The sequence below is a fragment of the Streptomyces crystallinus genome (assembly GCF_039521265.1).
Taxonomy (GTDB): domain Bacteria; phylum Actinomycetota; class Actinomycetes; order Streptomycetales; family Streptomycetaceae; genus Streptomyces; species Streptomyces crystallinus.
In genome coordinates, this window is sequence record NZ_BAAACA010000034.1 from 50,935 (window position 1) to 71,523 (window position 20,589).

Consider the following 20,589-nt stretch of genomic DNA (forward strand, 5'->3'; position numbering starts at 1 on the left):
CGCCCCCAGCCGGCGTGACGTGGCCGCAGAGGCGTGGAGGCTGCTGCCTGCCGGTGCAGGCGCGGGTGCCGTCGTGCTGGGGCTTCTGCGCAGTGCTGCTGGGCAAAGGTGGCGCTGACGTGTTCCGTCCCGACCGCCCGGCCTGGCATTCCGCCGGATTCGTCCTCCTTCTCACGGGCGTTTTTGTCCTGGCCAATACCCAGGTCGTCTACGCGGCCAGCAGTAACAGCGAGACCGGGGACCTGCTGGCCCCACTGAACATTGCCTCGTCCGAAGGCGTGCCGATCGACGGCTACGACCTCAACGCGTCGGGCGGCTCCATCGTCGCGTTCAAATCCCAGGGCCTGGCCTTCGCCCTGTCCGGGCTGTTCACCCTGATCCGCTTGCTGGTGGGGCTGGCCGGGTGGGCCATCGAGGTCGCCTTCCGCTTCCCGCTGCTCAGTCTCCTGACCCGTCCGGCGCAGAAGGCGGCCGACACCTACGACACCGTGGTCGTCGACACCCTCGGGCTCAAGGGACTCCTGCTGGCCTGGGCGTTCGTCTTCGCCGCCTTCATGATCGTGCGGGGTCGGGTGGGCCGCGGTCTGGGGGAAATCTTCCTTACCCTGCTGATCGGGGCGATCGCTGCCTCGGCGCTCATCCGCCCCGACACCCTGCTCGCCCAGTCCGGACCGCTCGGGCAGGCCCAGCAGGTCGGCACAGAGGTCGCGCAACAGAGCATGGCCGCCTACGACTGGGGCGGAAAACTCGCCAGCCGCGGTCCCTGCGATTCCATGGCCGGCAACGCCGAACGCACCTGCCTGGCCCAGCCCGGTCAACAGCCCACCGCGGCAGCGGCGGTGGCCCACCCGCTCCAGGACGCGCTGACCAACGCGCTGGTCGTCAAGCCGTACATGCTGCTGCAGTACGGACGCATCCTCGACCCGGGCAAAGCCGGCGACCGCCCGGCCTACGCCGTGCACCTGAAGTGGGTCAGCGGTGGCTACAAGCCCAAAGGTGATGCCCCGGGCGGGCCGTGCAGTCTGATCAAGGGACCGGCCAAGCAGTACTGCCTGGCGGGGCAGGGTGGTGCAGCCCCCAACCCGGACGTCCTGCCATCCCTGACTCCGGCCGGTGACCTGCTCGATACGCCGCACCCGGTCCTGGGCGAGGACGACCAGGAGTTCGCTGCCTTCCTCGCCGACCTGAAGAAGGCGGGGCCGGTCGGCAAGGCGTGCGCCGCCTACGCGGACAAGCCCACCTGGTGGCGGGTTGGCGGCGCCGGACTGCTGCTGGTCGCGGCGCTGTTCATCTGCGGGATGCTCCTCTCCAGCGCCGTCGTGCTCCTGGGAACGCAGGGCATCTGTGTGGCAGCCGCAGCCGCGGGCTCGGTCACCTTCATCGCGGGCATGCTGCCCGGGCCGGCCCGCCAGTCGGTGTGGAAGTGGCTGTCCCTGTGGGGCATCGCCATGGTCGCCGTCGTCGGGATCTGTGCGTTCATTCCGTTTTTCGGGATCGCCGTCGACGCCACCCTCACCAACGGGCCCCAGCTGATGGTGGAGCGGATCCTGCTCATCGATGTCCTGGCCATCGCCGGGGCGGCCGGTCACCGCCGCCTGCTCAGTGGCATCAGCTCGTTCGGGCGGCGGATGGCGATGCGGATGCGCTACGCCAAGATCGGCGGCACCCACCTGCCCGGCGACACCTCCGAACTCGGCGCCGCCCTCGCCATGAACTCCCCCGCAGCGCTTGGCGGATACGGCGGCGGGCTGCGCGCCTTTGCCGGCTGGGGCGGTGGCCGGTTCGCGATGCTTGGCACCCGCCAGCGCCTCATGGGCGCCCTCAGCTTGCTGGCCGACGGGACGGGTATGCCGGTGGACACCGGCCGCCTCCTCACCGACGCCACCGCAGAGGCCGGGCGCGGGCTTGCCCCGCTCACCGCGGCCGCCGCCGTGGGCGGCCTGGGCGCACGGCTGGGTGTCAGGAGCGGGCACTGGCTGCTGGTCGGAGGCCGTCCGGACAAGGAGCAGCTGGCCAAGTGGCGCAAGCCCACCGCGGACGGCGACGCGGACGGCGGCGGGCTGCCAGGCGGCGGGGTCGGTGGTCCGGGCAGCGGGGGGCCAGGTCGCCCCGGCGGGCCGCCGGACCGGTACCGCAATGCGGACGGCCAGATCGTCGACCGCCGCACGAACAAGGTGCTGCACGACCAGCACGCCGACCGGACCCTGCTCTCCACCCGGGCCCACAACCGGCTGGTGCGCTACCGCGGCTACCGCCTCCTGCACCGCGGCGGCCGGACCGTATACGGGGCAACCGCCGGGCTCCCGGGCACTGTCCGGCGCACGCGCGCGGGCGACACCGCCTCCTCGCGCTATGCCCAGGACGCCCGCCAGCAGGTACGCGTGTGGGCCAACACCGTCCGCGAGGACGGCCGCGCCTGGCAGGACACCGCACGCCACGCCTCCCATGTCGTGCGGGAGAACACCGACGATCGCGGCGGCCCCGGCCCGTTCACCAGCCGCCGCCTGCCCACCACGGGCCCATCGACCGGCGCCTTACGCCCGCCGGCCCCGGCGCGAGCCACGCCCGCCAGCCGAGATCCCCACCGTCCCACTCCCGCCCCCGCGCCACCGGCCCCGGCAGCGCACACGGCCGCGACCGACCCCTCCTCCGCACAACGCCCCGTGTCAGACCGTGCTGACCTGCGTCCCCGCCGCGCTCTCAACGAGGCCGTGCTGCCCGGGGGCGGGAGCGCCCGCAGCCAGGCACGTCAGCAGGCACGGGCCCGGATGCAAGAGCTGATGCGCAGGACCGCACCCCAAGCCGAACGCCTGCGCCAGCAGCGGGCGCAGCCCCCACAGGACGACGGCGGTGAGCAGCCGTGACACGCCCGTGGCGGCGCCGTGCCCGCAGGTGGGGATGCCTCACCGCAGTGCTGGTGTTCGTCACCGTGTGCTGTGCCGTGCCGGCATCGAATGCGATCAGCTCGTATATGACGCTCCTGCGGCGTGGCCAGGACGACGCAGGAACCGCTGAAGGGGGCAGCGCGGCGGATATCCCGGCCCGGATGCTGACCGCGTACAAGAATGCCGCCGCCAAGGTCGCCACGTACGTGCCGCGGTGCCGTGGGATGCGCTGGCCCGTCCTCGCGGGGATCGCGAAGGTCGAGTCCAACCACGCCGCTGGCCGATCCATCGCCGCCAATGGCGATATCCGACCCCGGATCTATGGGATCGTGCTCAACGGCTCCGGCCAGGGCGGCAACACCACAACCGTGGCCGACACCGACGGCGGCAAGTGGGACGGCACCGCAAGCGGCGAGCGCGCCGTCGGACCGTTCCAGTTCCTCCCCTCCACCTGGGAGACCGCCGGCAAGGACGCCAACGACGACGGGGCAGCTGACCCGCACAACGCGGACGACGCCGCCCTCGGCGCGGCCGTTGATCTCTGCGGGAGGGGCCGGGATCTGACGCAGCGTTCGCAGCTCGAAGCGGCCATCTGGCAGTACAACCACTCGAGGGCCTACGTCAGCGAGGTGCTGGGCTGGATCGACCAGTACACGGCCGCCGCCGCTGGCCCGGCGACGGTGAAGCTGACCGGCACGGTGCGCACCGTGGTTGAGGCCGCGCTCTCCCAGAAGGGGGTGCCGTACTCGTGGGGTGGCGGCGATGCCAGCGGTCCCACCTACGGGATCTGCTGCACCCCCAGTGGCAGAAGCGGTGCTCACATCAGGGGTTTCGACTGCTCCGGACTGACCGTGTACGCGTACGCGAAGGCGGGCGCCCGGCTTCCACGGACCGCCGCCGCACAGGCCGGTGCCGGCCGAAGGATCCCGGCCCGCTTGGGCACCAGCGCCCTCAAGCCCGGTGACCTCGTCTTCTATGCCTACGCTCCCGGCCGCGACGCGACGATCTACCACGTCGGGATCTATGTGGGCGGCGGGCAGATGGTCAACGCGGCCCGCCCGGGGACTGTGGTGCGCCTGGACGCCGTGAGCGCCATGTCCGGCTACGCGGGAGGAGCTCGTCTGCTGTGACCACCCCACCGCGCTCCCCACGCTCCCCAGGTCTGCTGGTACTGAGCACCATCCTGCTGGCCGTCGCCGGTGCCCTCCTGCTGGGCGTGCCCGGCTCGCAGGAGCCTTCCGCCCCGCCGGTGGGCCGGCCTCGGCCCGCCGCCGTTCCGTCACCGGTGCGCGCTGCGTCTGCTTCGGGCCCGCCGGCCCCCACCCCGTCTGGTCTCGCGGCGCCTCCCCGTTCAGCGCCCCGCGGCGTCCTCTTCGCTCTGCCGCCGCAGGGCGAGGGGCAGGCTGGTGACGCGGTCATTCAGCGCAGTCTCGAGTCAGCCTGGCCGGCTGACCTTGTGCCTGCTGATGAGCGGGTGTTGCTCGAGATGGGCCGCGCGCTGCTGCGGGCGGACGCCACCGGGGCCGGTCGCGCACGGTGGCCCACCGTCTTCCCCACCTCCGGCCGGGCAGTGGCCCCGGCGTTTACGGCCGCGAGCTGGCGCGTCCAGGCCGCGATCGCCCGCCGCGAGGAGGCTCCTGACCGGGCGGTGGTGCATTTGGTGTGGGCGGGCGCTGACCGGGGCGGCACCTATGCCGAAGGCCGCATCACCAACTGGCACTTCACCCGCACCCCATCGAAGAAGGAGGGCGCCCGGTGGATACCGCAGCCCCCTACCTGACCGGTCAGAGCGCCGCCTCGGCATCCGCTCCGGTGCTCGGCCTCGTCCTCGTCCTCGTTCACGCCGCAGATTGGGTCGTCACGTACTGGTGGGCAGCGGCCCTGACAGTGGTGGCGGTATGGGCGGCGGGTGAGGCGGTGGTGCGCCGCCTGGCGCGGAAGGCCTCCGCAGAACGCATGGCCCTCGAGCTCGTACCGTCGCGGCACTTCGACCCCGGTCTGGAGGAGATCTTCCGCCGGGGTGTCCAGCTCGCCCGGGCCTCGACGAGCATGCCGTGGTGGGCACCGCGCCGCTCCAAGGCGGTGCAGGTCCGCCTGCGCGCCGACGGCTCCAGAGCGCTGCGCTACCGCATCGAAGGCCCGGCAGGCGGCGAGCGTCTGCTGTCGATCACCCCGTACGGTCCGGCCGTCACCGTGCAGCGGGCCCGTCCCCTCGCCGACAAGCCGCGCAAGCATGTGGTGCGGGCGGAGTTCATCCTGCGCGGTAAGCCCACCGCGCCCCTGCGTGAGGTCCCCTTGGACCCGGATCCGTTGCAGCCACTGGTCGACGCCGTCTCGGACCTGAGGGCCGAGCTAGGTGATCTCGCCGAGGTCCGCCTCGACATCCAGCGCTCCCCCAAGTGGGCCCTGCGGGCCCGCCGTCTGCAGCTGATGAGCAACGCGCGCCGCGCGGAGCGGCGCGAAGCCCAGCGGGCCGCCCGCTGGGTGCGCCAGGACGCCACCGGTATCGAGGACTCGCTCAGCTGGCAGCTGCAGCAACTGGCCACCGGCAAGCAGAGCGGCGGCCGCCGCCTGGTCATGCCGCCCGTCCCACGCCGCGTGGATCCGGCCGAGGCACTGGGCAAGCTCGCCGAGGACGACCACGTGGTGCGGGTGCAGCTGCTGGTGATGTGCGCCTCGAACACCGAGGGCCGTGCCCAGGCCAGGCTCGCGCAGCTCCAGGCCGCGCTGGATGTGTTCGGTGCCGGATCGCGCTGGGCGATGCGGGGCTGGAGGGTGGGCCCCTGGCGGATCGGCGCGGACCGCTGGCCCAGCCGGCGCGGCTTCGAACGCCGCTGGACGCTGGGCCAATGCCAGCCGCCTCGTACGAACTGGGCCCGGCTGGACGAGCTCACCGGCCTCCTCAAGCCACCCACGATGCACTGCCGCCTGCCGCTGCTCGCCGGCGACCTGCCGACATTCGCGCATGGGGACCCTGAGCTGTTGCTGCAGGGGATCTACCGCAGCCCGGACGGCCGCCGGCGCCTGGTCGCCACCTACGCCAAGGAGACCCTGTTCGAGGTCGGGGTGGGCAAGGCGGGCGGCGGCAAGACGGAGAGGGCCCTGGCACAGGCGATCGGCTGGGCGCATGCCGGCGGCGGGCTGATGTTCCTCGACCCGCACCGCGACTCGTGGCCCAGGGCTCTTCCCTTCCTCGCCCACGACCACCTGATGCAGCGCATCGCGCTGATCGACCTCAACGCCCACTCCCCCGCCGCGCAGCTCAGTTGCTGGAACCCGATCGGCATGCACCAGGGCCAGGCCGCCCACGAAGTCGTCGAGGCGACCGCCGACGCGTATGCGTCCGTCCTGGGCTGGGACGACACCACCGCGCCCCGCGCGCTGACCATCATCCTCGCAGGGCTTGCGGTGCTGGTGGCCGTCAATGAGGCCGCCTGCCAGGCCGGACGGCCAGAAGACCAGGCCACGGTCTTTCACCTGCGGTCGCTGCTGACAGACCCGCTCTTCCGTAGGAGCGCGCTCACCGCCGTCGAGACACGCCTGGACGAGGAGACCCGCTCCTGGTGGCGGACGGTGTTTCCGACACTGCCCGCCGACGCGTTCTCCGTCGTCCTCAACCCCATCGCCCGTCTGGCTGCGAACCCCGTCACCTGGGCCTTCCTCGGACAGCCCACAGGCGCCTACAACATCCGCGCCGCCATGGACTCACGGATGATCGTGTGGGTATGTCCGGGCGGGAACGGGCCTACCGACCGGCTGATCACCGCACTGCTGGCCCGGGATCTGCTGCGGGCCGTCCGCTCGCGCCGCGACACCGCGGAAGAGCGGCGGGTGCCGTTCCGCCCGTACTTCGACGAACTGATCACCCTCACCGGCGCGGCCCCCGAGACCATCGCCGCCATGTTCGAGGACTTCAGAAAGTACAAGGTCCACGTCCACGGCATGACCCAGCTGCTGGCCCGTCTCCCGACCCCGGTGCGGCTGTCCTTGGTGCAGAACGCCTCCACCCTGGCGTCGACCGCGGGCTCGCAGTCCGCCATCGCCCCGATCACCGCGGAGTGGGGGGACCGCCCCAGCCCGGATGTCGTGGCCGCCCTGGACCGCTTCGATCACTACATGTCACTGACCGTCGAGGGCCGCCGCGTGGGCCCCGTCAAGATCACTGGCCCCCACCTCGATGAGGTGTTCGCCGACTACGCCCGCCCAGGCCAGACCGCAGCGCTGGAGCGCGCCGCCCGAGCCACGGCACAAGCCGCCCCGATGAGCCAGCTCACCGACCGGGCTGAACAACAGCTGGCCCGCGTGAGCGATTTCCTCGCCCATCACTCCTCGTCCGCCCCGTCAGCCGTCTACCTGCGGAAGAAGGGATACAAGTGACCACCGCCTTCGAAACCGGGCCCTCCGCCCATACGCCCAGCCCCATCGAGCCGCTGCCGCACCAGCTCCTGGCCGTGCTCGGCCAGCACCGCATGGCCACTACGCACCAGCTCCACACACTGCTGCGCCCAGGTACCGCACGGCAGACCATCTCCGCGCCCCTGAACAAGCTGCGCCGCGACGGCCTGGTGGACTACATCGTGCTGCCCGCCTCCCAGCGGTCCCGCGCCTGGTACCTCACCAGCGAAGGTGCCCGGCTGACCCGGGACTTCCCCGCCCTGCGCGGCCGTCCCCCCTATCCGATCAGCTCCACCACAGCGGCCTCCGTGAAGACGCCGCACACCCTGACCGTGCTCCGCACTCACCTCGCGTTCGTCACCGACGCCCGCCGACGGGGCGACGAGCACGGGCACCTGGACTGGACACCCGAAGTCCCTCACCCCCTGAGCGACGGCGAGCGGGTCATCGCGGACGCGGTCATGCACTACACCGTCGTCGAGGGGGAAGAGCGCACCAAGATGCGGGCGTTCATCGAAGTCGACCGGGCAACCATGGGCAGCGAACGCCTCGCCTCCAAGCTGATCCAGTACGCGCGGCTGTGGGCCTACGAGCCGCAGCCCGTAGGCCGGCTCCGCACACGCCAGCCAGCGGTTGCCGGAGCGGCATGGCTGCGCTGGTACCCCGTCTTCCCACGGGTGCTGTTCGCCCTGACCGGGGCCTCCCGGTATGTCCTGAGCCAGCGGATCAGCGACCTGCAGGCCATGGCCGCCCAGCACCCCTTCGTCAGCGCGCTAGCCCGACAGGTCCCCTTGGGCGCAGCAGTCCTGGAAGACCTCGAAGAGCAGGGGCCCACCAGTGACGTCTGGTTGCCCCTGGCGGGCAGTGGTTCGCGGGCGTGGACCGAGCTGTGACACCCCATGGGCCGTGGGCGAAGGACTCGGGCTTGCATCTGTTCCGGGACCAGTCGGCGTGTACGCGCTCGGCAGCACGGCAAGAGCCAGATGGGCAGCCCCTCGTTCACCATCCCGGGGACCATACGGGGCCGCATCGAGGCCTACGAACAACATCAATTCCTTGGAGGCCAAGTGACCAGCAACAGGCGAATCAACAGCCGTCCCAGAAGTGGCCGGATTCATCTCAGGTTATGCGACTGAACTCCAGTATACAGGTGGGAAGTTGCCTGGCATATGCGGAACCTTACAGTCATGCAAACTGATCATTCGCAGGCACACCAGACCGTAACCCCGGACCGATGTTCGTGGGCGACGCAGGCAGCAGACATGTCACACCGCATCTTACGGGGAGGCATCGTGAAACGCCGCGCACACCGAATCCCACATTCCGCTGCTCGCCGAAAGCTCACCGCTGCATCCCTCACGCTTTGCGCTGCACTGATCATGACCGCGTGCGGCTCGACCGACGGGAAGAAGCACGAGACAACGGGCCAGCCCCTGCCACCCGCACCATCCCCAACGGCGTCTGACACCACTGAACCAAAGGAAACAGCAAAGAAGGAAGCAATCGCGACATACCAGGCCTACTGGCAAGAGATGGAGAAGCTCTATGGAGACCCAACGGGCAAGAGTGCCCATCTTGATCAGTACGCCGCATCTGCAGCCCTCAAAAACGCTGAGGCAGACGCCAAGAGCACCCATGCACGTGGACTCATCAACACGGGCGACGTCGCTGTCAACGATCTGACCGTCACCACGGTCGACCCCTCCGGCAAGGTTGCTAACGCGACCATCTCCAGTTGCCTGGACATCTCCCAGTGGCAAACCGTGGACGCAAAAACTAGGAAACCGGTCTCCCTGCCGGACAACCGGCTGACGAAGTACCTGATCGTCAGCACCGTCGAGAGATATCCGGAAGGCTGGCGCGTCACTCGTGATGATCCCCAGGGGAAATCATGCTGACTCGCTGCGTGCCCCTTTCCCTGTTATCAATCCTCGTGGTGCTCTCTGCCCCCGTCTCAAGCCACGCGGAAGTCAACCACAAGGCCGACGGCGGGACCCATTGCGGTCTGTACACGTGTGAGGTTGAGGTCGACGCCCCTGGACAGGCAGGTGGCCAGGGGGGCGGCGGCAACGGCACACGCGGTACGAACGGAGGGGGTTCATCCGGTCACGACGACGGAACGAGCGTCAATGTCTGCACCTATAGAGTCGCAGACCCGCAACCACCGGCCGGAAGCCTGGACTGGGAGGGTCACGCCCCGGGCGACGGGGCCGTGTATGAGCAAAGATGCACAAGGGACAGAGGGGGCCTCACCATCATTCGGATGGTGTGGCTGGCGGACCCACCTCCGCAGGCGACTGTCGACCCGGCCATCCTGGCTCAGCGGGCGGTTGACTCGATGACGCTCCGCGGCCCGGACATCGCCAGCCCGAGGGCGAGCGGGCGCTACACCGTGGGCGTCCCAGTGTGGATGTGGGTCAACCAGAGCGCCACGACGTACGGACCCAATACCGCCTCCGCCTCGGCGGGCGGTATCACTGTCACGGCGACCGCGAACGTGTCGAAGATCGTGTGGACGATGGGCGACGGTTCGGCCGTGACCTGCAACGGCCCCGGTACGCCATACGTGTCGTCCCAGGAGATGGCCCAGTCCCCGACCTGTGGACACCTGTACTCCAAGACCTCGGCCGGTGCACAACGCGGCAAGTTCCCAGTGACCGCGACCTCGACGTGGACGATCAACTGGCAGGGCGGCGGACAGGCCGGCCAGCTCACTGAGGTCCGGCAGACCAACATGCAGGTGGCGGTGGGCGAAGTGCAGGTCGTCAGGTAACGCTGCCGGAAGGACAGAACGGTGAGCAAGACCCAAGAACGTGCAGAAAGCACCCGCTCGAACGGAGTTCCCCAGCAGGGACGGGCAGCTGGGCCGGTGGCCCCGCCCCGGGTGTCGGCTCGTAGACGAAGGCCCGGGATCATCGCCTTGTCGGTGGCGCTGATCGCCGCCGGAGGCGCCGGTGTTGCCGTCCTGCTGCTTCAGGTGGGTCACCGCACCGACGTGGTGACCGTGGTCCACGACGTCCAGGTCGGCCAGGTCCTCACCGAGCGCGACCTCGGGAAGGCGTCGGTAGCCCTGGACCCGGCCGTCAGGGCCGTGCGTGCCGACGATCTGAAGTCGGTCGTGGGCAAGCGGGCTGCGGTGGAACTCAAGCCGGGCTCCTTACTCGCCCCCACCCAGGTGACGAAGGACTCCCTGGTGCAGGCGGGCGAGCAGTTGGTGCCCATCGGTCTGGAACCCAAGCAGGTCCCGGCCACTGCTTTGCTGCCAGGGCAGAGGGTTCAGCTGGTCCATGTGCCGACCCAGGGCAGCGCTGAGACCGGCAGGGCCTCGGGCGCCGCTCCGAAGACCATCGGCGGCCGGGTCGTGAAGGCCTCCGGTGCTGCCCCCGGCACAGGCGTCGTGGTCGTGGACGTCGCGACCTCCGCTGCCGACGGGCCTACAGCTGCCGCGTGGGAGGCGGCTGGCGCGTTGCGTCTGGTCCTGGCTGCTCCGGAGGACCGCTGATGGCTGTGATCGCGCTTGCCGGCTGCAGTGGCGCACCCGGCGTGACCACCAGCGCGCTCGCGCTGCTGCTGTCGTGGCCACTGCAGGCTGAGCGCAAGATGATCCTTGCGGAGTGTGACCCGGACGGCGGGGCCGTGCTGCACGGCCTGTTGCAGGGCACGCTCGGCGACCGGTACGGGCTGCGCAATCTGTCTGTCGCTGCCCGCAAAGGCGAGTTCAGCGACGCCTTCTGGCGGCAGTTGATCGACTTGCGCGGCGACGACGGCGCGCAGCAGGCGCTGCGGGACCGGCTGCTGCTGCCCGGCATCACGGACGCTTCACAGGCGGCAAGACTGGGCTCGGTGTGGAAGATCTTGATGCAGATGTTCCGCGGTATCGAGGCGGAAAGCGGCCACGACGTCCTCATCGACCTCGGGCGCCGGGGAGCATATGGGCCTTCGGCGGTCATGGTCGAGCAGGCGGATGCCGTGTTCGTGGTGGTCCGCAACACGTTGCGTTGCCTGCAGGCGGCGGAGGGCCGGGTGCGGGCGCTGGAGGAGTCCGTCGGTGACGTCGGCGTGCTGATGATCAACGAGGGTCCGTATCCCGCAGGTGAAGTGCAGCGTGTTCTGCAGGTGCCCGTGATCGCCACACTCCCCTTCGCGCCGAAGGACGCCCGGGTGTTGTCCGACGGCGTTGAGCAGCCCCGCCACTTCACTCGCTCGCCTTTGATGAAGGCCGCCCAGAGGAGCAGTGCGCTGCTTGCCCAGTACGCTGCCAGGCGCCGGATGCGCCTGGATCCTCGCGGCTCGGGGGCGGCGGGCGGGGGCGTGAGCCATGCACGCTAGGCCCCTGCACCCCGACCCCACGGTCGCCCCGCTGCCCCCCGCACCTCGGCAGCCAGCCAACGGCGCCCCGGCACCTGCCAGTGCTGCCTGCAGTACCCAGGTGCTGGGCGCGCCTGCTTTCGGAGTCGCGGTCACCTACCAGGTGGCCCGCGACATCGCTTCGCAGGTCGCCAAACGGCGCGAGGAACTCCTCAAGACCTCGCCGGGTATGGATCGGGCCAGCGAAGAGCAGCGCTGCCTGGAGTGGATCAACGAGGCGGTCGCGCTGTGGTCGGACGCCCAGGCGATGGCGCCCCGGGAGGATGAAGCGCTGCGACGCGCCGTCTATGACCTGTTGTTCAGGGCCGGACGCCTGCAGCCGTATCTGGACGATGAGCGGGTCGAGGACATCATCATCCAGGGCCCGGATGAGGTGTGGCTGGACTACGGGGACGGCCAGCGCCACCGGGTCGCACCCATCGCCGACTCGGAGGAGGAGTTGCTCGAGCTGTTGCGGGAGCTGGCTCGCGGTTCCGGGCACAGCGAGCGCACTATCTCCACCGCGAGTCCCACCCTCGCCCTGTCCCTGCAGGACGGCTCCCGTCTGCAGGCGATTACCGGGCTCGGTCCGATGACGTATGTGGTGATCCGTCGCCACCGTATCTCCCACGCCACTCTCGATGACCTCGTCCAGCTGGGCACCATCGACGCGGTCCTGCGCGATTTTCTGGGCGCGTGCGTACGGGCGGAGAAGAACGTGATGATCGCGGGGAAGCAGAAAGCCGGGAAGACGACGTTGTTGCGGGCGATGCTGCGCGAGTTCGACCCGGAGTGCCGCTTCGCCACCATCCAGACCGAGGACGAGCTGTTCGCCCACGCCAACGGCTACCACCGCCAGGTCGTCTCCCTGGTGGGTCGGGAGTCCAACGGCGAAAGAGACGTCACCGGGCGCGGCGTCGGGGAGGTGACGCTCCTGGACCTGATGCACCCCGCGCTGCGGATGTCCTTGGAGCGGATCGTGGTCGGTGAGGTCCGCGGCCCCGAGGTCGTCGCGATGATGCAGGCGTTGACGAACGGCTCGGGCGGCAACCTGTGCACGATCCACGCCCGGCGCGCGTCCATCGTGTTCGACCGGATCGCCGAACTGTACGCGCTGGCCCAGGACAATCTGTCGGAGCAGCTCGCCTACCGGCAGACCGCCAACGGTCTGGACTTCGTGGTCTTCGTCGACATGATTGATGAGACCCGGATCGGCGGGCGCCGGCACCGCTACGTCTCCCACGTGCTGGAGCTGACGGGGATCGGGGAGAGTGGCCGGCCCGCCACCAACGAGGTCTTCTCCCCCGGCAGCGAGTTCGGTGAGCTGCGGGCGGTGCCGCGGATGGACCCGGCCTGCGTCGACGACCTGCGCCGCGTGGGCTTCGACTCCCACCTCCTGCAACAGCCCTATGGGGCATGGAGCGCACCACTGGCATTGAAGGTCGGGGTGCGTCGATGACGATCACCGTGCTTTGGAGCCTGGTGAGCGGGATGGCCGTCGTGGGAGGGCTCATCGGAGTCGTGGCGGGCCTGGTAGGGAGCGCGGCGCCGCGCCGGGCCCCGCTGCACCTGCGGTGGCAGGCGCTGCGCGGCCGCGGCAGTGAGCATGCCCGGCTGCGGCGGCGCCTGCTGGCGGGCGGCGCCCTGGTGGTGTGCGCGGGCGTGTGGCTGGTTTCGGGGAATCTCGTCGGCGGCCTGCTGTTGGGGGCGGCGGTCATCGGAGTGCCGTGGCTGGTCAGCCCGGCGCAGCTGGCCAAGGAGCGCATCGGCCAGCTGGAGGCGCTGAGCGAGTGGACACAGCGCCTGGCCGGGTTGCTGCGCCTGGGTATGGGACTGGAGCAGGCGATGGTGGCCAGCCGTCAGGGAGCGCCCGCAGAGTTGGCCGCGCAGATCGGTGCGTTGTCGGATCGGCTGCGTCTGGGCTGGCGCCCGGAGCAGGCGCTGCGGGCGTTCGCCGGGGAACTGGACGACGTCACCTGCGACAAAGTCGTCGCCGCGTTGATCTTGTCGGTGGGCGACCGCGGTCCGGGACTGGCGCAGGCCTTGGAGGATCTGGCGGAGACGGTCCGCGACGAGGTCGCCCGCAAGCGCTCCATCGAGGCGGACCGGGCCAAGCCGCGCACCACGGTGCGCTGGATGACCATCATCACCGTAGGCGTCGTGCTCGGCGGGTTCTTCGTACCGTCCTACACCAGGCCGTACGCCACGCTGCTGGGGCAGCTGGTCCTGGCGTTTCTGGTGGCCGGGTTCGTCGCCACGCTGGCGTTGATGCGGCAGCTCAGCGCCTTCCGCCGCATCCCGCGTTTCCTGATCAGCGACCCCGCGAGCACCGTCCGGCTACCCACCCCTGCGCCGGGGCCGGAGCCGCCCGTCGCCACACCGACAGGAGCGAAACAGTGAATCTGCTCCCCATCGTCCTGACCGGCGGCACGGTCGGCGCCGGCGTCGCACTGCTGATCCGGGAACTCCTAGCGCCCCAGCCCGCGTTGGCACCAGCCCTCAAGCGCACAGCCCCTGCGGTGCTCGCACTGCCGGAGCCACAGTTGGAGCGCGAGGAGGCCTGGGGCCGGTGGCTGCTGGCTCGCCTGGAGCGTATTCCGGGCGTGCGGGTCCCGGCGACCGATCTGGGCCTGCTGGGGCAGGGGCCGGGACAGTTCATGCTGAAGAAGACCGCGCTGGCCGCGATGGGTCTGCTCTGCCCGGTGATCGCGACCATTCCCTGGATCATCGCGGGCGTAGGCCTGCCCTTCTACGTGCCCGCAGCAGCCGGGGTTCTCGTCGCGGCCCTGTTGTTCATCACGCCCGACCTGGCGGTGCGCGACCAGGCGAAGCGGGCACGGGAGGAGTTCGCCCACGCCCTGTCCGCCTACCTGGACCTGGTCGCACTCAAGCGGGCCGCCGACGCCGGGCCCGCCGAGGCACTGGAAAAGGCCGCCGCCGTCGGCGACGGCTGGCCTTTTATCTATCTGCAGGGCGCGCTGCGCCGCGCCCGCCTGGAGAAGATCCCGCCCTATCAGGCGCTTAACGAACTGGCCGCCCAGTACGACCTGCCCGTCCTGGACGACGTCGCCGACATCATGCGCGGCAGCGCCACCGACGGGGCCGCCGTCTACAAGGCTTTGCGGGCCCGCACCGCCGCCCTCAACGCCGAACTGCTCGCCGACCAAGGCGCCGAAGCGAATGCCGCCAGCGAGAAGATGACCGCGCCCGGCGCCCTCTTGGCCGTCTTGGTGATGCTCCTGATGGCCTTCCCCGCCGTGATCCGCATGCTCACCGTATGAGCTCCGCCGCTTGTCCAACGCACCGGAAAGGAAGGGAATCATGACGCACACCGCAGCCCGCAGCCGCCGTGCGCTGCACCAGCTCACCACCACCGTGCGCGAGCGCCTTCAGGAGGCCGTGCGCCGGCCTGACCGGGGCGACATCTCCATCACGACCGTCATCATCTGGGTGGCCGCCGTTACCGGTGCCGTTCTGATCGCCGGAACCATTGCCGTCGTCATCGCCAAGTACAACGGCAAACTCGGCGGGCTGTGATGAAACCCCCCGCCCGGCGCTGGCACTTGTGGCGGCAGCGACACTGGCGCGACGACCGCGGGGACACCAGCATCCAGATGGCGATCGTCTTCCCTCTCGTGCTGCTCGCCACCCTCGCCGTCATCCAGGCCTCCCTGTGGTACTACGCCCGCCAAGTCGCCCTGACCGCCGCGCGTGAGGGCCTCACCGCTGCCCGCGCCTACCACTCGACTCCGGCCGACGGCGCGGCCCAAGCACGCCGCGTGCTGGGGCGCACCGCCGGTGACAGCCTGCGCGGCTACAGCGTCGCCGCCACCAGCGACGGGCAACGCGTACGGGTGGGGGTTTCGGGAACGGCTCTGTCGATGATTCCCGGCATCCCCGGCCTGCACATCAGGCAGTCGGCATCCGGGCCGGTGGAACGCTGGACGGTGCCAGAGGGATGACTCACATGCCCTGCGAGACCTGGATAAAGCCTGTGCGCTGCGACCCCTCTCGGACCGGCGGACAGCGGCTACGTAGTGATGACGGCAGTGTCGCGATCGAGGCCGCCATCATCCTCCCCTCGCTCATCATGTTCCTGTGTCTGGCGATCGCGGGCGGCCGGATCGTCACCTCCGGCGCGAAAATCGACGCCGCGGCCCAGGACGCGGCACGGGAGGCATCCCTCCACCGCACCGCGGCCGCCGCCCACAGCGCAGCCCAGGCCGCGGCCGCCGAATCCCTCGACGACCAGGGCATCGCCTGCGCATCCACCGACATCACCATCAACACTGCTGGTCTCGCCGTACCCGTAGGCGAAGTCGGCACGGTCACGGTGACCGTGACCTGCACCGTCACTCTGTCCGACCTCCTGCTCCCGGGCGTGCCGGGAGCGAAAACGCTCACCTCGACGGTGACATCGGTGGTGGACCGGTACAGACAGCGGGGTGACTGATCATGGTGCGTCGGTTGCTGCGTCCGCGGTGTGACGACCGGGGAGGCATCGCCGTCTTTGTTGCCGTGTGCGTCTTCGCACTGATCGGCATCATCGGCCTGGCCGTGGACGGGGGCAGCAAGATGCGCGCCACCGAACGCGCCGACTACATCGCCGGTGAAGCCGCCCGCGCCGGCGGACAAGCCATCTCCCCCACCGACGCCATCAGCGGGACCGCGACCGTCCTCGATGCGCAGGCGGCGGCCGCCGCGGCGCAGGCCTACCTCAGCGCCGCCGGCGTCACCGGCACCGTCAGCGTGTCCGACAACGGCACGAGGCTGCGCGTCACGGTCACCGGCTCCTACCGCACGAAATTCCTGCCCGCGGTCGGGATCGGCACGTTGTCGGTGACCGGCCACGCCACAGCCACCCTCCTCCACGGTGTCACCGGCCCCCAAGGAAACTGATGCACCCCATCACCCGCTCCGCAGCCGCCGGCCGCCGCAGCCTGGCACGCGTCCTGTCGGCCGTGCTGAGTCTTGTGGTGCTCGCCGTGGTGATCGCGGGGTTGCCGCTGCTGCTGACCTGGGCCACCCCCGTCATCTGGGCTGCGACCCGCGGTGACCTCGCCCACCTTGTGGACCGGCAGGACACCGGCAGCCTGTTCCTGCTCGTCCTCGTAGCAGTGGCCTGGATCGGGTGGGCACAGTTCACCTTCTGCACCGCCGGCGAGCTGATCGCGCAGGTACGCGGCCGGACCTGGCATCCCCCACGAGGGATGGGCACCTCCCAGCGCGCCGCGGCTCTCCTCATCGGCAGCATCCTGGTCCTGCTGCCCACCAGCTCCGCCCTGGCCTCCGACGCACAGGCCGCGCCAGCCCCCACGTCGAGCCTGTTGCCCGGCCAGGCAGACCAGCCCCGCGGCCAGACTGCCGACTCCGACCAGACCGCCCCCACCACCACGGCCGGCGCACCTGCGGCGCCGACCTACACGGTGCGCGAGAGGCGGCCTGCGGAGAGCCTGTGGGGCATCGCCGAGCGCGAACTCGGGCAAGGCGAGCGGTGGCGGGAGATCGCGCGCCTGAACGAAGGCCACACCATGGCCGACGGCACTGTCTTTCGCGCCAACAGCTTCCTGCAGCCCGGCTGGCAACTGCGGATGCCCCCGGCCACCACCGCTCCCGCAGGCGTCCGACCTCAGCTAGGTGACGGCCCCGCGGCCGCTCCCGAGGGCGCTGAGCATATCGTCACGGTCCACCCAGGCGACTACCTGTCAAAGATCGCGCAGCAGGAACTCGGCGACGGCAACAAGTGGCCCAAGCTGTTCGAGGCAAGTCACGACAAGCCCCAGCCGCACGGCCTGCCCACGATCACCGACCCCGATGTCATCTACGAGGGCCAGCAGGTCACCGTGCCCGGCGCCCGCCCCGCGCCTCCCCAACCACCACAGCACACCAACGACAACAACGACAACACTCGGGGCCACGACACCACTGCCCTGCCACCCAAGACGCCTCGCCCCACGCACACGCCGGGCGATGACACGCCACAGCAGGCGCCGGCCCCGCCCCGCACCACGACGCCCGCAGCCACGCCACCGGCTCCCAGCCCCGCGCACAGCCGCCCCGCCGACCACCCCCGCAACGAGCCGAAACCCCCTTCCACCGCTCCCTCAGGACGGCCACACCCCAACAGCAGCCCCTCCGGTGCCGCCTCCTCCCCCGCGGCACCCTCACCAGCCCCGGCCGCGCGCTCCGACAGCCCGCTGAACTGGCACACCGTCCTGGGCGCGGGTGCCCTGCTGGCCGCCGCCATCACCGCTGCCCTCGCCCTGCGCAGGACACTGCAACGCCGACGCCGCACACCGGGCGAGACGATCGCCATGCCCGCGCAGACGTCCACAGCCGAGGCCCAACTCGCAGCAGCCGCCGAACCAGACGGCGCCGCCCGCCTCGACCTCGCCCTGCGGACTCTGGCCCACCACCTGGCCCAACAGGAGACCCCCGCGGCTCTGCCGGCTTTGCAAGCCGCCCGTATCGGTCCCCGCACACTGGAGGTTCTGGCCGACGACCTGGCCCAGGAACCCATGGCCCCCTTCGTCTCCGGGACGGTCGGCTGGTGGGTGCTGTCCGCCGATGCCAACCTCCTGGACGACGACGCCGCCCTCCACGTGCCCGCGCCCTACCCAGCACTGGTCACGCTCGGCAGCACCCAGACCGGAGACCTGCTCCTCGTCAACCTCGCCCACCTACCCGCACTGCTGCTCGACGGCAATCCGGTCCACATCACCGAGGTCTGCACCTCACTCGCCCTGGAACTCGCGATGAGTCCCTGGGCCACCGACACCGAGGTCGTCACCGTGGGGTTCGGCGAAGATCTGCCGCACCTGCTCCCCACGACGCGGATCACCCACATGCGCCAGCACGCCCACGCGCTGCGCGATCTCGGTGAACGTCTCCTGGAAGCACACCAGATGCCCGAAACCCAGCACCAGCCCTACCTCCTGCTGTGCGCCTGCCCTCTGGACGAGGACACCGCCTGGCAATTCGCCGACCTCATCGACCGGGCCACCACCGTGCCCGTCACACTGATCGCCCCGGCGAGCACGGCGGCCGCGTCCTTCCCCGACGCGGAAATCCTCAACGCCTCACTCAGCGAGCCGCAAACCCTCGACTTGGCCAACACCGCCATCATCGTGCAGCGCCTCGAGCATGCCGCCTACACGCAGATCACCACAGCCCTGAAGGTGTCCGAGCAGCCACCCCAACCAGCAGAAGGACCCTGGCGACACGTCCCGGACGAACCCGACAACACACCGAAGCCCAAGCAGGCAGCGCACCAAGGATCCACCGCCCACGCCCCTTCTTCGCCCCCCTCACCACAGGCAGCCCCACAGGCAAGCAGCGAGGTCTACCCGGCCCTCCTCGCCGCCAGCACCGATCCCTCCGGTGTTCATCTCCTCTCCCCCACCCCCTCGCCCGCCGGCCCCACCGGGCCCGACGGCACAGCCGGGCCCGGCAGTCCGACAGCACAGCCGCCGACCGGCAAGCCCCCGGGTGGCGCGGACCCGGCCCGCCCGGCAGGAACCGGAGCGGCCGACCACCCGGGGAACGCCGCCGAACAGTCCACCTCCTCGACGACAGGAAAAGACGAGGCGCAGGACCTGCACGCTCCGGAAATCCGGGTCCTGGGGCCCCTCGAGGTGACGGGCGTGGACCGGACCGGCCACGGCCCGCGGATCGCCCAGCTGGCCGCCCTGCTCTACTTCAAGCCCGGACGCAGCGCAGATGCCCTGTGCGCGGACCTGGACCCCCTCACCCCCTGGACGGTGAGCACCCTCAACGCGCGCATGCGGGGCCTGCGCGGCTGCCTCGGCAGCGACCCGGCCGGCCACCTCTACGTCCCACGCCGCAAAACAGGCGAAGACCCCTACCAGCTCGCTCCCAGCGTGCGCTGCGACTGGACCCGCTTCCTCCAACTCGCCGAACACGCCCTGCCACTGGGCCCATCAGGACTCGCGGACCTGGAGAAGGCACTGACTCTGGTACGGGGCAAACCCTTCGGCGGCCGCCCCCTGCCCTGGGCCGAACCCCACCAGCAAGAAATGATCACACGGATCATCGACGTCGCCCACGCCATTGCCACCTACCGCACCCCTCAAGGCCCCCACCACGACCTCAACGCCGCACGCCGAGCCATCACCACCGGACTCGACGTCGACCCCACAGCAGAACTCCTCTACCGCGACTGGATGCGGCTCGAAGCCGCACACGGCAACCGCACCGGACTCCACACCGCCATCACCCGCATACAACACGTCAACCAGACACTCGACTGCTCACTCGAGAGCGAGACCGCCCAGCTCATCGACGAACTCCTCGGCGAACCAGGCCCAAGAGCACGCAAGGCTTTGTAGAGAACGGAGGATTGCGCCAGATGCTCCAGCACCGGCGCCACGCACCAGACGAGACAATCGCCATCAGGGCCGAGACCTCACCCACGGCAGCGCAGCTCACCCTAGGCCGCCGCCACCCTGGTCGACGAACTCGAAGTCGCACCGCGTACCCTCGCCCACCCGGCCGACCAAGACGGCCGGCCCCTGCCGGTCGTGCGGGGCCGCGCGCCTGAGCCAGCACGCCAGACCCCCTGCCCCGGGACACCAAGACCGAGCCCCCGGCGCCCTTCACCGCTGGGCCGACTGGAGTGTGTCTCCTTGATGGGGCCTACGGACGCCACTCCTGGCGGTAGTCGGGGTGCTCGGCGTACGACTGCGCCAGCCTGTTGAGCGCGTATGCGAGACCTGCGTGGCGTGTATCCGCCGGATCCATTGCTTCATATTGCCTGGCTAGCATGTCGACCAGGTCGAGCATCGGCAGGTGGCTGTCGAGGAGGGCGTCGCCGCCGAAGCGGTGGGCCACCTCGGCATACGCATGGTTGTCCGCCATGTTGCGGTTCCGAAGGAACCTGACGAGGTCGTCCATGAGGTTATCTTCGCGCACTGGTAGCAGCGTGGGGCGATCATTTCCGTCC

General features: G+C 70.2%; 18 protein-coding genes. 17 read left to right on the forward strand and 1 reads right to left on the reverse strand.

The genetic code is table 11. The annotated features are described in order from the left end of the window. The first annotated feature begins 119 nt into the window (after positions 1 to 119). The 17 genes from ABD236_RS23020 (at position 120) to ABD236_RS23100 (ending at position 19,975) form a co-directional block, all read left to right on the forward strand. On the forward strand, positions 120 to 2,864 hold the full coding sequence (locus tag ABD236_RS23020; RefSeq protein ID WP_344076238.1) for a hypothetical protein: 2,745 nt from the start codon (positions 120 to 122) through the stop codon (positions 2,862 to 2,864). 47 nt (positions 2,865 to 2,911) lie between these two features. Continuing rightward, positions 2,912 to 4,015 (forward strand): C40 family peptidase, encoded by a 1,104-nt coding sequence (locus tag ABD236_RS23025; RefSeq protein WP_344076240.1) that lies wholly within the window; start codon positions 2,912 to 2,914, stop codon positions 4,013 to 4,015. 356 nt (positions 4,016 to 4,371) lie between these two features. Then, complete coding sequence (locus ABD236_RS23030) at positions 4,372 to 4,665, forward strand: hypothetical protein (protein WP_344076692.1); 294 nt, start codon at positions 4,372 to 4,374, stop codon at positions 4,663 to 4,665. Next, a complete protein-coding gene (locus ABD236_RS23035; protein ID WP_344076242.1) occupies positions 4,641 to 7,262 on the forward strand; it encodes an ATP/GTP-binding protein in 2,622 nt (873 codons plus the stop codon). The genes ABD236_RS23030 and ABD236_RS23035 overlap by 25 nt, the downstream gene beginning before the upstream one ends. Then, positions 7,259 to 8,173 (forward strand): replication-relaxation family protein, encoded by a 915-nt coding sequence (locus ABD236_RS23040; RefSeq protein WP_344076245.1) that lies wholly within the window; start codon positions 7,259 to 7,261, stop codon positions 8,171 to 8,173. The genes ABD236_RS23035 and ABD236_RS23040 overlap by 4 nt, the downstream gene beginning before the upstream one ends. Positions 8,174 to 8,572: 399 nt before the next feature. Next, positions 8,573 to 9,178, forward strand: coding sequence for a hypothetical protein (locus tag ABD236_RS23045; protein ID WP_344076247.1), 606 nt, complete (start codon positions 8,573 to 8,575; stop codon positions 9,176 to 9,178). Between the two features lie 365 nt (positions 9,179 to 9,543). Beyond that, positions 9,544 to 10,053, forward strand: a complete 510-nt coding sequence (locus ABD236_RS23050; RefSeq protein WP_344076249.1) for an ATP/GTP-binding protein — start codon at positions 9,544 to 9,546, stop codon at positions 10,051 to 10,053. 138 nt (positions 10,054 to 10,191) lie between these two features. Then, entirely contained in the window at positions 10,192 to 10,782 is a 591-nt protein-coding gene (locus tag ABD236_RS23055) for an SAF domain-containing protein (protein ID WP_344076694.1), read from the forward strand. Next, entirely contained in the window at positions 10,782 to 11,609 is an 828-nt protein-coding gene (locus ABD236_RS23060) for a CpaE/TadZ family protein (RefSeq protein WP_344076253.1), read from the forward strand. Before ABD236_RS23055 ends, ABD236_RS23060 begins: the two co-directional genes overlap by 1 nt. Next, entirely contained in the window at positions 11,599 to 13,086 is a 1,488-nt protein-coding gene (locus tag ABD236_RS23065) for a TadA family conjugal transfer-associated ATPase (RefSeq protein WP_344076255.1), read from the forward strand. The genes ABD236_RS23060 and ABD236_RS23065 overlap by 11 nt, the downstream gene beginning before the upstream one ends. 2 nt (positions 13,087 to 13,088) lie before the next feature. Continuing rightward, positions 13,089 to 14,027 (forward strand): type II secretion system F family protein, encoded by a 939-nt coding sequence (locus tag ABD236_RS23070; RefSeq protein ID WP_344076696.1) that lies wholly within the window; start codon positions 13,089 to 13,091, stop codon positions 14,025 to 14,027. Next, positions 14,024 to 14,908 carry a type II secretion system F family protein gene (locus ABD236_RS23075; protein WP_344076257.1) on the forward strand — a complete coding sequence of 295 codons (885 nt, stop codon included), beginning with the start codon at positions 14,024 to 14,026 and terminating at the stop codon, positions 14,906 to 14,908. Before ABD236_RS23070 ends, ABD236_RS23075 begins: the two co-directional genes overlap by 4 nt. A 40-nt stretch (positions 14,909 to 14,948) precedes the next feature. Beyond that, the gene (locus ABD236_RS23080) at positions 14,949 to 15,164 is read left to right on the forward strand and encodes a hypothetical protein (RefSeq protein WP_344076259.1); all 216 of its coding nucleotides are present in this window, start codon (positions 14,949 to 14,951) and stop codon (positions 15,162 to 15,164) included. Next, positions 15,164 to 15,589, forward strand: a complete 426-nt coding sequence (locus tag ABD236_RS23085) for a TadE/TadG family type IV pilus assembly protein (protein ID WP_425543935.1) — start codon at positions 15,164 to 15,166, stop codon at positions 15,587 to 15,589. Before ABD236_RS23080 ends, ABD236_RS23085 begins: the two co-directional genes overlap by 1 nt. 5 nt (positions 15,590 to 15,594) lie before the next feature. Further along, positions 15,595 to 16,080 carry a TadE family protein gene (locus ABD236_RS23090; RefSeq protein WP_344076263.1) on the forward strand — a complete coding sequence of 162 codons (486 nt, stop codon included), beginning with the start codon at positions 15,595 to 15,597 and terminating at the stop codon, positions 16,078 to 16,080. A 2-nt stretch (positions 16,081 to 16,082) separates the two neighbouring features. Further along, positions 16,083 to 16,526 (forward strand): TadE/TadG family type IV pilus assembly protein, encoded by a 444-nt coding sequence (locus ABD236_RS23095; protein ID WP_344076265.1) that lies wholly within the window; start codon positions 16,083 to 16,085, stop codon positions 16,524 to 16,526. Then, positions 16,526 to 19,975 (forward strand): hypothetical protein, encoded by a 3,450-nt coding sequence (locus tag ABD236_RS23100; RefSeq protein WP_344076267.1) that lies wholly within the window; start codon positions 16,526 to 16,528, stop codon positions 19,973 to 19,975. The genes ABD236_RS23095 and ABD236_RS23100 overlap by 1 nt, the downstream gene beginning before the upstream one ends. Positions 19,976 to 20,282: 307 nt before the next feature. On the opposite strand, the gene ABD236_RS23105 is transcribed toward ABD236_RS23100, so the two are convergent. Then, complete coding sequence (locus ABD236_RS23105) at positions 20,283 to 20,540, reverse strand: DUF6221 family protein (protein WP_344076269.1); 258 nt, start codon at positions 20,538 to 20,540, stop codon at positions 20,283 to 20,285. Positions 20,541 to 20,589 lie beyond the last annotated feature (49 nt).

Bases quoted from the DNA above. Each gene is read 5' to 3' on its own strand.
- ABD236_RS23030 (WP_344076692.1), top strand. From the start codon at position 4,372: ATGGGCCGCGCGCTGCTGCGGGCGGACGCCACCGGGGCCGGTCGCGCA.
- ABD236_RS23065 (WP_344076255.1), top strand. From the start codon at position 11,599: ATGCACGCTAGGCCCCTGCACCCCGACCCCACGGTCGCCCCGCTGCCC.
- ABD236_RS23060 (WP_344076253.1), top strand. From the start codon at position 10,782: ATGGCTGTGATCGCGCTTGCCGGCTGCAGTGGCGCACCCGGCGTGACC.
- ABD236_RS23050 (WP_344076249.1), top strand. From the start codon at position 9,544: ATGGTGTGGCTGGCGGACCCACCTCCGCAGGCGACTGTCGACCCGGCC.
- ABD236_RS23090 (WP_344076263.1), top strand. From the start codon at position 15,595: ATGCCCTGCGAGACCTGGATAAAGCCTGTGCGCTGCGACCCCTCTCGG.
- ABD236_RS23080 (WP_344076259.1), top strand. From the start codon at position 14,949: ATGACGCACACCGCAGCCCGCAGCCGCCGTGCGCTGCACCAGCTCACC.
- ABD236_RS23095 (WP_344076265.1), top strand. From the start codon at position 16,083: ATGGTGCGTCGGTTGCTGCGTCCGCGGTGTGACGACCGGGGAGGCATC.
- ABD236_RS23085 (WP_425543935.1), top strand. From the start codon at position 15,164: ATGAAACCCCCCGCCCGGCGCTGGCACTTGTGGCGGCAGCGACACTGG.
- ABD236_RS23100 (WP_344076267.1), top strand. From the start codon at position 16,526: ATGCACCCCATCACCCGCTCCGCAGCCGCCGGCCGCCGCAGCCTGGCA.
- ABD236_RS23105 (WP_344076269.1), bottom strand. From the start codon at position 20,540: ATGGACGACCTCGTCAGGTTCCTTCGGAACCGCAACATGGCGGACAAC.